Source organism: Borreliella lanei (genome assembly GCF_014205895.1).
Classification (GTDB): Bacteria; Spirochaetota; Spirochaetia; order Borreliales; family Borreliaceae; genus Borreliella; species Borreliella lanei.
In genome coordinates, this window is record NZ_JACHFC010000012.1 from 1 (window position 1) to 10,634 (window position 10,634).

Consider the following 10,634-nt stretch of genomic DNA (forward strand, 5'->3'; position numbering starts at 1 on the left):
TCCATAACTTCAGTAAAACATAATATCAAGATATATCTAGAGTACATTAAGAAAACAAAGCCTATAGCTAAAAAAGTGTATAATCAGTATTCTAAATTAAAAATGTAAATTACAAAAAGGGTTTTCTTGCAAGAAATTATACTTTATATTAATCAAATTGGCTTTTACAACAGAAAAAAATCTAGATATTAAATCTACTTTAATATAATATCTAGATTTTAACATTTTTAATTTAAATTACTAATCAATTAGCCCATTGTAGAAAATTTATTACTTCGTCTATCTGTTTTACAGCTTCTTCAGACATTTTTGCACCATTGCCAGAAGTACTGCTCCCACTAAACTTTATAGTTACTCCAACCAATTTTGCCTCTTTCCATATATCCGTTTTCTTTTGGTCTTTATCTGTATAACCTTCAATTGTTTGTTTAGCTGCTTTTAACGCTTCTAATTTAGCCGCTAATTTATCTTTAAATAGACTTTGCAACTTTAATAGTTTTTCTTCAAGTTCTGCATTACTTACATCCTTTAAACTTTCTTTTAACTTATTTATTTTATCTTTATAATCTTTAAATGTGTCACCAGAAGAATCATTTTTAAGAGCTAAAACGTCTGTACTCAATAAATCTATTTCTTTCTTTTCTTCTACGTATGCTTTACAAGCCATTATAAATAACATTGATACAAAAAATAATTTAAATATGTTTTTATTTTTCATTAGTTACTCCTATATTCAATAATAATGAGATAAAAGCTAGCACAACATTCAAAAAATATAAATCTCCCAATTAAAATCTTTAAAAATTTTTGAAAACAGGATCTATAATTACAAGAATGAATTTTATTTTTACTCAACATATTGTACTAGAAATAAGAAGAGAGGATAACAATGAAAATCATTAATATATTATTTTGTTTATTTTTACTTATACTAAATAGCTGCACTGCTAATGATACCCACGCCCAACAACTAAAAAATAAGGGAAAGCGTGATTTAAGCCAACAAGAAGGACCTCAAGAAGGGCTTAAATCTAAAGAAGAACTTCTTAGAGAAAAGCTAACTGATGATCAAAAAACACAACTTGACTGGTTAAAAACTGCTTTGACTGGTGCTGGAGAATTTGATAAATTCTTAGAAAATGATGAGGGCAAAATTAAATCAGCGCTTGAACATATAAAAACGGAACTTGATAAATGTAATGGAAATGTTGAAGGAAAAAACACCTTCAAAACTACAGTTCAAGGGTTTTTTAGTGGTGGAAATATAGATACTTTTTCGACTGGAGCAGTTAGTACCTGTGACAATTCCTAACATAGCAAAGCCCCCAAATAGGGGGCTGCTATTCAAAAATATTACTATACTGCAAATATATAATTAAATTGCCTTTCTTTTTTTAACATGCAAAAAAATTTTAATACTTTTGTTTTACAAACATCCCGATTATCAGACATAAATACTTTAAGCTTATTTAGATCATCGAATCTATTAGTTTTATTGAAATATTCTAAGAGAATATTTACCCAATATTCTATACTCTTAAGCTTAGCATTCTTTTCAAAAAGATCCTCTAAAGCATCATTATTATTAGCACATAATGCCCGAATAAGAGCATTTATATTATTTTTTTCTTCATCTTCATTTACCCAATTTTTTATATTAAACAGTGCGTCTCTAAAAATTTCATAGCAATAAGCCTTGCTAGATTTTAAGTTTTTATTAAAGTTATTTAGTTGATTTTTTTCTTGATTTATGTGCTTTTTTTGTTCTTGTTTTTGATAAACACTAACTTGCTTGTTAGGCATAGAATTTTGGTTTTCGTGATTATTGTAAATAAGCGCTGCATCAGTATCAACTTCACTTTTTATATGAAGACATGCAACTAAAGCATACCTTTTGAAATAAGTAATAGCTGATCCAACCAGTTGTGGTACTGTATTTACATTTTTAGACCCGTTTTCATTGTTCCATTGTAAGTTTTCTGTAAGCATTGGTGTATCAAAAGAAAATTCATATCCAGTACTTGTACTGTAAAACGTGGTCCTAATAACATGCTCCTTTTGACCATCTATAAATTTAGATATTGGATATTGCTCAAAATCAAGCTCCAAATTGTGCTTATTAATAATGTTTTCAATTTCTTCTACTATTTCATTGAAATTCTGATATTTATATCCATATCCTTTAAGACTTTTGTCAATCCCTGGTAAATTCATTTTTAGGGTTTTCATATCTTTTCTGAAGCTTATTTTTGCTTGTATATTATTTTGTATTTCTTGTGGATTATTATTGTTTGAAAGACCTTCCATGTTTTTCCTCCTTTATTTAGTAATAAATATAAGTATATAGTAAAAACTATTTTTGCCAACTTTTTTACAAAAATTTTTACAAAAAAATAGGGCTTAGCTAAATTCTCTTGCTAAAGAACTTCGCTAAACCCTTGTATTATTTTTTTGCAAATTACTAAATAAAGGTAGTTAAAACTGAAAAATGTTCAAATAACTACGCTGTTTGTAGTGTATCTCAATTTTAAATTAAAATCAATTTGTATTTTTACTAAGTTACAAAAAGTGTATTAATTTAATTAAATTAATACATAAAATTTAATATTTTTTTAGAAAAGTATTTACTTTTAAATCAAAATTTTGCATTATAATAATTAATTATTAATAACTAAATAAAGGAGAAAAAACATGAAAGGTCTTTCAAAAACAATAAAAAATGCCACTTGCCACAACAAACACCAATATAAATTAATTGTTCTTATTTCAACGCTGAATTACCTAAACAAAAAAGATAAGAAATACACGCAACAAAACATACTTTATTATTTTAATGAAAATCTAAAAAGAAATAGTCTGGCTCCCACTACTTTAAGAACAATGCAAAACTATCTTTATAAATTAGAAAAAGTACTAAAAGTTACAACCAACTACTACCAACACATGGGTGTAAATTGTGGAACTGAAATTTACTATAAGCTAAAGTATCCTAAAAAAGAATGTTACCAGAAAATCAACAAGTATTTTAAAGAACGAAAAAACTCTAGATTTAAATCTAGAGTTAATAACCATTTTAAAGACAATGTTTCTAAAAATGGTAGTGTAAATTCAGTGGAGTGTTTAAATAATAAAAATAATATAAAAGAAGAAAGAAAGAATAAAGAAATAGAAAAATATCAACTAAGAAATTATTTCAATAATTGTAACTTTAAAACGGAAGAAGCTCTTTCTATTTTGAATTTAAATACCGATAAAGATACGAAGATTAAGGCAATGATAATTTTAAAACAAAATGAAATTGCCCTAATAAAAAAATTCAATATAAAAAAATCTTGTATGAAAGAAAAGCAAAAAAAATTAAAAGAAATTCTATACAACACTAGGAAAGAATTAGAAGAAAACGGGTACAATCCCAAACAATTAGAAATAAATTTACAAAAAGTATACGAAAATTATAAATATAAGCCCCATTTTATTATTGAAAATCACAAATATAACGATTTAAACAATATAAAGCGTAAATTAGAAAAGTCGATTGAAAGAAAAAAAGAAAATTCTCAACAAAATTATCAAAATTTAAAGGCAAACATTTTCAATATTCTTATTGAACAACTAAAAAAAGATACAAATATTGAAATTCTAAAGCCTATTATCAAAAAATATTTGAATAAACAAAAGAAAATAGAATACAATAAAGTATTTGGTACATATTATCTTGAATTATTAGAACTAATAAAAAACAAAAAAAATTCTTTAAACACAGAAGAATTTAACATAAAGGCTGTATGAGGATTTAAATATGGAAAATGCACCTGAACCTATTGAAACTGTAAAAAAGGGCAAATGTAAAGTTGAATGCCAAAATAAAGAACGCTTTATTCTAATTGAAAAAGAAAATGGGAAAGCAATGTACCATACAAAAATAATGATGGACATTTACAAATTTGGAGTTTATGAGAAAAAACACGAATTTAGATTATCATTGAGGGCTTTATTTAATGGAGAAAGAATTGTTGAAGAAACTCACTTGTACCCAATTAAAGAAGGAGACAAGTTTATTGGTATTTTTTATGGTTATAGAAAACCAATTAAAAAACCTTTAATAAAGTATCAAATAAATGGGACTAGAAAAGCATATGCATTAGCAAGGGCATATTATATGGAATTTAGATTTAAAGCAGGCAGTGTTTTCTGCTATTTCAAGGGATTATATCGTTTATTGGATAAAAAAGGAACCAATAATCACTACAACAAAGTTTTATTTAGTATGTTTACAGATTTAGAACAACAAGTATATAAATTTTATGGGAAAAAATACCCGGAACAAGGACCGTTAATAAAATGGATAATAAAAAACCTAAAATAATAACAATTGCGTCAATCAAGGGCGGTGTTGGTAAAAGCACAAGTGCTATTATATTTGCAACCTTATTGGCTCAAAAATATAGGGTATTATTAATAGATATAGATACTCAAGCATCCACCACTAGTTATTATTATGATGATATACAAAAATCCAGTATAGATTTAAGAAAAAATAATATATATGAAGTTTTAATAGAAAAATTAGATATTAATCGATCAATCGTTAATGTAGCGAATAATTTAGATTTAATACCTAGTTATTTGACTTTACACAGTATAAATGCTTTTGGTTATAAGCACACTTTTGATGAATTTAGATTAAAAAAAGAGCTTAAACATATAGATGTTGGATATAATTTTATTATAATTGATACTCCCCCAAGTTTGGATTTTACTTTAACTAATGCTTTAGTTTGTTGTAACAATGTAATTGTCCCCTTGACAGCAGAAAAATGGACAATTGAAAGTTTTGACCTTTTGAAATTTTTTATGAAAAAAATAGGTGTAGAATTGCCTACTTATTTTATAATAACTAGATTTAAGAAAAATAATACACATAAGCAATTGTTGGAAATGCTGAATTCCAAAGAAAATTTTTTAGGAATGATATCAGAAAGAGAAGATTTAAATAGAAGAATTGCTAGTAATTCTTCTTTTGATTTTCAAATGGATTATATAAAAGAGTATAAAAATTCATTAATAAATTTTTATGCAAAATTAAAATAATTTTAATTATAAGTTCATCGCGTTGAACTTATAATTAAGGAGGCTTGTTATGAAAAATAATACAAAATTAATAATCAATAAAAGGGATATTGATTCTGAGGGGAATGCATTACTTGTAGATTCTTCTAATGTTAGTAAAAATGATGTTGAAACAGATCGTTATAATACTTTGAAAAAGAAATTATATGTAAACCTTAGAGAAGGAGTTTCTAATAGAGTAGAATGTATGAAAATCTTAAAAGAAATTAAAGATAATGAATACTATAAACTTGATGGATATAAAAGTTTCGATGCTTTTATAAAAGATTATGATGTTGCAAAAACTCAAGCGTATAACTATTTAAAAATTGCCAATGCAATAGAAGCAGGGGTTATTGAGGAACAATATGTATTAGATAATGGATTTAGATTAATATTAAGTGTATTGAAAGATAAAGAAAATCCAGTATTGAAAAAATCAAAACAAAATCCAATAAAACCGCTAAGATTTCAACTTAAAACTCAAGAAAGTTATGATTTTTACAAAAACAATGCTAAATTTACAAGCTTTATGATGCAAGAGATTTTTGAAAATCAAAAAGATTTGATTAGTAAACTTTTTAAAATGTATAAACAATTAAAAGGATAACCTATGAACAATTTAGCATACAAAACATATAACATAGAAAGCATAAAAAACGAATTTTTAAATATAGGGTTTAGCAAGGAAGCAATAGATTTTGTTTTTCTGCATAATGATAATTACAACTTTGAAATTTTAAAAGAGAAAATAATTGATGTAGAAAAGAATTTACAAAAGGACATATCCAATTTAGATGCAAAGATTGATAATGTAGAAAAGAATTTAAATCTAAAAATAGATAGTTTAGATACTAAGATAGATACCGTAGAGAAGAATTTAAATATTAAAATAGATAGTGTTAAGAATGAACTTAATTCTAAAATAGATAGTTTAGACGCCAAAATAAACAATGTAGAAAAGAGCTTAAATGCCAAAATAGACAGTTTAGATACTAAGATTGATAATGTAGAAAAAACTTTGCAAAAAGATATATCTAGCTTGAATACTAAAATAGATAGTGTAGAAAAAACCTTACAAAAGGATATATCTAGCCTAGATAATAAAATAAATGTTTTAAAAAACGAACTTGCTGCAAGTAATAGAACAATACAAGTAATTCTAATAATGGGAATAACGCTTGCTCCAATTATCTATTCTATATTCAATAAGTATTTTTTAAATTAAGAATGATTAAAATTTTATAAAGTAATAATTTAGTATATAGCTTTAAAGTAGAACTTATTTGAATTTTTTAACAAGAGAATTTAAATAAGTTCTTTTATTTCAACAAATACAAATTGATTTTAATTCTAAATTGGGCTATACTCAATTGTTGAAAAGCTTTTAAAAAATAATTTTAATAAGTGAATTCGGTTAAACCCTAGCTTTATTATAATAATTTTTGTAAAAAGTTGACCAAAATAATTTTTGTTACTATTATTATAATAATAGGAGGGAATTTACTCCATTTATGTTATTATAAATCCAATTTAGCTTGGGCTTAACTAAGTCCTTTTGTTTGAGAACATAGTTAAGCTCTTTTTTTGTAAAAATTTTTGTAAAAAAGTTGGCAAAAATAGTTTTTGCTATATATTTATTTATTACTAAATAAAGGAGGAAAAAGATGGAAAATCTTTCAAACAATAATAACCCACAAGAAATTAATCAAGGAGAGCTCAAAATGATAAGTGTTAATCAACAAAGTTTTACTGGATGTGAAATATTTGAGGAAAAATCTTCTCCCATTAAAGAAAAAAGTAAATTAAGCAAGATAGGTAAGAAATTACCAGGAATAAGCAGTCAAGAGTGTTTTAGATTTAATCGAAATATTGATTTTAGCACACAAAGAAACAAGCTAGATAAATACGGAGCTAGTGAAGTAGATAGTATTCTAATTGGTGGTGCAGGACTAAAAGATTTAATGATGAATAGAGTGCTTAAATATTTTGGAATAAGTATGCCTTTTGAAGAGAATTTGTATATGCTCAAGGGTAAGGAATTAGAGAATTTAGGATTTAGAGAATTTGTTAAAGCACATGGTGATAATATTGATATTTTGTATAAAAACAAATATGCCAATGGAGTTGATAAGTATAATTATTTCAAAAAAATGGGAAGTACAGAAACTTTAGTAGGCTCAACAATTGATGGCTGGTTTATCAATAATACTGGTGATTTAGAGCTTTTAGAGATTAAAAATAGCGACTCTCATTATATGAGTAGTGCTATTGCTGAGTACAATAAAAATGGCAATTTTTTAAGCAGTAAATATTTTTTCAAATATTATGTGCAGGCACAAATGCAACTAGCATGTACTGGACTTGAGTATTGTAATTTATTCTTTTTAATCGATGCTGCACCAGTTTACTGTAAGATTAAGAGAAATGATGGCCTAATAGCAAAAGTGCTTGAATATGTTCACAAATGCGAGACGGAAGCTTTTAACATAAGAACTCAAATATTTAAAAATAATAATATCAACTTACAAACATTAAATAATGATAATAATGAGGTGATAAAACTAGTTGAGGATTTAGTAGAAAGGAGCGATTTTTATAGTTCTGGAGTTGAGTTTGATTAGGCAAAAGAATTTGTAGAATATGTTGATTGTGTAGACCTTGAAATTAGGGATAATCAATCTGCTGAAAATCTTGCGTGTGATCTAATGGAGATTGATAGTATACAGAAAGAATTAAATAGAATTCAAAACGAAAATAAAAAAAGAGAAAAGCCTTATAAAGATAGGCTGAAAATGCTAATTGACAATATTACAAATACATGTCCACTAATTGAACATGTAAATTATAGATTTAGAGACTTTGTGTTCACTTTTGATTCTAAGAAAAGAGCAATATCAGATAGATTAAGTTGTTTATTGCCAATAAGTGAAACATTGTTTTTCCCTAGCAATATAGCATTTGCAAATAGTGTTAGTGTCCCCATGTGAATGGGTGCACTAAAAAATTAAAGAAATAATTTAATATAGGAGAGGTAAATAATGCTTATTAATAAAATAAAACAAGACAATAGAACTTTAAGACCAGAGATACAAAAATGGGGTTGTTACTTTTTGTGTCTACATTATTATACAAGTCTATTTAAGAAACGTGAATTTAATGCATATGATATAAATACAGCGTATTATAGATTTATAGGACTTGGCTACATTAAGAGTAATTGTTTTATTATAAATCCGTGTATGATACTTAATTACTACGGAATTAGAAGTAGCGTGAGATATGAGTCTTTAAATTATTTGGGTGCAGCAAATGAATTTGAAATAAGTGAAGTTAAAATCGATAAGGTTAATGGGTATCACTTTATAGCAACAAAAAATAAAGAAATATTATATGATTCACTTGACTTAAAGCCACGTGGGAAAATATTTAAAGTAACTTCAAAACGAATATTTAAACTAAAATAGTTTTGCTAAAGTTTAAGGCACTTTTTAGCACATTCATAAGCTTGAATTTTATTAGCAGAAGATAGGCCGTAGATATTATCAATTTCATTGGTTGAAGAATATTTCATAAGTTCTTTAATTTGAAAAGAATTGTAACTATTAGATTTTAAATTTGAGATAAATAAGTTTCGACATAAGTGGAGAGATTTATTTACACGAAATCCCGATTTTTTAAGAAGATTTTTGAATTTTTTAGAAATATGGACAATGTCAATTTGATTATCTTTAAACTTATGTTTGCTCTTTTGGAAAAGATAAGTACGCCGCGAGTCAAGAGTTTTTTCTTCGAAATGATTTTTATGTGCTGTTTGGATAGCCTGGAACTCTTCTGAGTTAATGACAATTTCTCTAATACAGGCGACATTTCTTTTTTTTTGCCACATTTACTTTAATAGTATATAAAGTTTTTCCAGTTTTGCTTAAAAAGGGAGTAATATCTTGCATTTTTACTTTTTGCATTTCAGTGCCTCTACACCCACTTATTAAGAGTAGGTGCACAAACCAACCAGAAATTGGGTCAATTTGTTTTAAGGTTTTGGAGCATTTTAGAATTAATTTAATAATTTTTGGAGTCAAGAAAAACTTAGGAGTTGGTTTTGAATGATCTTTTTTACTTTTGGTAGAATTTTTTAGTGAATTTTTAAGAATTTTGTTTTCATTTATTAATTTTTGATGATCTTGTAATAGTTTAAGCATAAAATCTATATTGTTATTATTTAAATTAAAATAATTATTAATGTCCATAAGACAAGCTCCTTGTAGGTGTTACTTTTAAATTAAGTAAAAGTAATAAAAATAAATGTAAATTGTAATTTACATTTTACCAAAAACAAAAAAATTTAGTCAAATTTAGTGTGTTGTCATTGCATGTAAAATTTGGGCTGTAGGATGGCTATAATAAAGAGAAGTGTCAATTTCTGAGAGGGGTACACAAGAAAGATATAATACTTTGTGTAATATATAGCAAATACTTTGAAATTTAATTTGTATGCATTTTGTAGTCTTTTGTAATGAGTAGGGCATTTGCAATGGAGAGATTTTGAAGAGTTGATTAAAATTACATTTGTGTTTTGTTAATATGTAACAGCTGAATGTAACAAAATCTAATATTTAAAGCTTTGAAAAATTGTAATTATTTGGTGTTGCGGTAGACTTAAGACTTATGGAGTGGATTATGAATAAGAAAATATTAATTATTTGCTCTATTTTTGCTTTGATAAGTTCTTGTAAAAATCATGCTTTATCTTTGTATGATGAGCAAAATAGTGGTGAACCAAAAGTTAAAAAAGTAGAATTTTCTGAATTTACTGTAAATGCTTTATCTTTGTATGATGAGCAAAATAGTGGTGAGTCAAAAGTTAAAAAAGTAGAATTTTCTGAATTTACTGTAAAAATTAAAAATAAAAAAGACAATAATGGTAACTGGACAGACTTGGGAACTTTAGTTGTAGAAAAAGAAGAATATGGTATTGCAACGGGTTTAAACAATGATAATCAAGGAGGAGGATACAGTTCTACATTCTTTTCATTAGAAGAGTCAGAAGTTAATAACTTTGTAAAAGCAATGACTGAAGGTGGATCATTCAAAACTAGTTTGTATTATGGATATAAGGGAGAACAAAATAATGCAAGCGGTGTCCAAAATAAAGAGATAAAAACAAAGATAGAAAAAATTGATGGTTCTGAATATATTACATTTTCGGGAGATAAAATTGAGAATTCAGGAGATAAAACTGCTGCATATGCAATATCACTAGAAGAGCTTAAGAAGAATTTAAAATAGAAATAGAATTTCAAATTATAGGAGAGGATAATTATGAATAAAAATATATATATTATTTGTGTTATTTTTGCACTGACAATTTCTTGCAAGAACTTTGCAAGTGGTGAAGATTTAAAACAAAATTTAAAAAAACAAGTTAAAGGATTTTTAGATACAAAAAAAGAAGAGTTGGTTGGGGGGTTGGGAAACTTTAAATCAAAAATTTATTCAAAAGTTGAAGAATTAATGCAAGCTGA

At 26.0% G+C, this 10,634-nt stretch carries 11 protein-coding genes and 3 pseudogenes; 11 read left to right on the forward strand and 3 right to left on the reverse strand.

What is annotated here, in order from left to right:
* Nucleotides 1-108, forward strand: a 108-nt coding sequence (locus HNQ06_RS05325) for a BBA14 family lipoprotein (protein WP_343056777.1), incomplete at its 5' end; no start/stop codon positions are given.
* A 136-nt stretch (nucleotides 109-244) separates the two neighbouring features.
* Here the strand turns inward: HNQ06_RS05325 and revA are convergent.
* Complete coding sequence (gene revA / locus HNQ06_RS05330; RefSeq protein WP_184107941.1) at nucleotides 245-718, reverse strand: fibronectin-binding protein RevA; 474 nt, start codon at nucleotides 716-718, stop codon at nucleotides 245-247.
* Nucleotides 719-889: 171 nt separating this feature from the next.
* On the opposite strand from revA, the gene HNQ06_RS05335 reads away from it, so the two are divergent.
* Nucleotides 890-1,312 (forward strand): Mlp family lipoprotein, encoded by a 423-nt coding sequence (locus tag HNQ06_RS05335; RefSeq protein ID WP_184107943.1) that lies wholly within the window; start codon nucleotides 890-892, stop codon nucleotides 1,310-1,312.
* 44 nt (nucleotides 1,313-1,356) lie between these two features.
* On the opposite strand, the gene HNQ06_RS05340 is transcribed toward HNQ06_RS05335, so the two are convergent.
* A complete protein-coding gene (locus HNQ06_RS05340; RefSeq protein WP_184107945.1) occupies nucleotides 1,357-2,307 on the reverse strand; it encodes an ERF family protein in 951 nt (316 codons plus the stop codon).
* A 384-nt stretch (nucleotides 2,308-2,691) separates the two neighbouring features.
* On the opposite strand from HNQ06_RS05340, the gene HNQ06_RS05345 reads away from it, so the two are divergent.
* The 7 genes and pseudogenes from HNQ06_RS05345 (at nucleotide 2,692) to HNQ06_RS05375 (ending at nucleotide 8,576) form a co-directional block, all read left to right on the forward strand.
* Nucleotides 2,692-3,789 (forward strand): plasmid maintenance protein, encoded by a 1,098-nt coding sequence (locus tag HNQ06_RS05345; RefSeq protein ID WP_184107946.1) that lies wholly within the window; start codon nucleotides 2,692-2,694, stop codon nucleotides 3,787-3,789.
* A 10-nt stretch (nucleotides 3,790-3,799) separates the two neighbouring features.
* Nucleotides 3,800-4,366, forward strand: a complete 567-nt coding sequence (locus tag HNQ06_RS05350; protein ID WP_184107948.1) for a DUF226 domain-containing protein — start codon at nucleotides 3,800-3,802, stop codon at nucleotides 4,364-4,366.
* Nucleotides 4,342-5,091 carry a ParA family protein gene (locus tag HNQ06_RS05355; RefSeq protein WP_184107950.1) on the forward strand — a complete coding sequence of 250 codons (750 nt, stop codon included), beginning with the start codon at nucleotides 4,342-4,344 and terminating at the stop codon, nucleotides 5,089-5,091. The genes HNQ06_RS05350 and HNQ06_RS05355 overlap by 25 nt, the downstream gene beginning before the upstream one ends.
* A 49-nt stretch (nucleotides 5,092-5,140) precedes the next feature.
* Nucleotides 5,141-5,719, forward strand: coding sequence for a chromosome replication/partitioning protein (locus HNQ06_RS05360; protein ID WP_184107952.1), 579 nt, complete (start codon nucleotides 5,141-5,143; stop codon nucleotides 5,717-5,719).
* 3 nt (nucleotides 5,720-5,722) lie between these two features.
* The gene (gene bdr / locus HNQ06_RS05365; protein ID WP_184107954.1) at nucleotides 5,723-6,337 is read left to right on the forward strand and encodes a Bdr family repetitive protein; all 615 of its coding nucleotides are present in this window, start codon (nucleotides 5,723-5,725) and stop codon (nucleotides 6,335-6,337) included.
* Nucleotides 6,338-6,776: 439 nt separating this feature from the next.
* Nucleotides 6,777-8,099 (forward strand): annotated as a pseudogene (locus HNQ06_RS05370) (DUF244 domain-containing protein).
* Nucleotides 8,100-8,150: 51 nt separating this feature from the next.
* On the forward strand, nucleotides 8,151-8,576 hold the full coding sequence (locus HNQ06_RS05375) for a DUF261 domain-containing protein (protein ID WP_184107956.1): 426 nt from the start codon (nucleotides 8,151-8,153) through the stop codon (nucleotides 8,574-8,576).
* Nucleotides 8,577-8,581: 5 nt separating this feature from the next.
* Here HNQ06_RS05375 and HNQ06_RS05380 read toward each other — a convergent pair.
* Nucleotides 8,582-9,359, reverse strand: a pseudogene (locus tag HNQ06_RS05380) (tyrosine-type recombinase/integrase).
* Nucleotides 9,360-9,789: 430 nt separating this feature from the next.
* Here HNQ06_RS05380 and HNQ06_RS05385 point away from each other — a divergent pair.
* Nucleotides 9,790-10,398 (forward strand): Erp family outer-surface lipoprotein, encoded by a 609-nt coding sequence (locus HNQ06_RS05385; RefSeq protein WP_184107958.1) that lies wholly within the window; start codon nucleotides 9,790-9,792, stop codon nucleotides 10,396-10,398.
* Between the two features lie 33 nt (nucleotides 10,399-10,431).
* A pseudogene (locus HNQ06_RS05390) lies at nucleotides 10,432-10,634 on the forward strand (hypothetical protein); the annotation flags it as partial.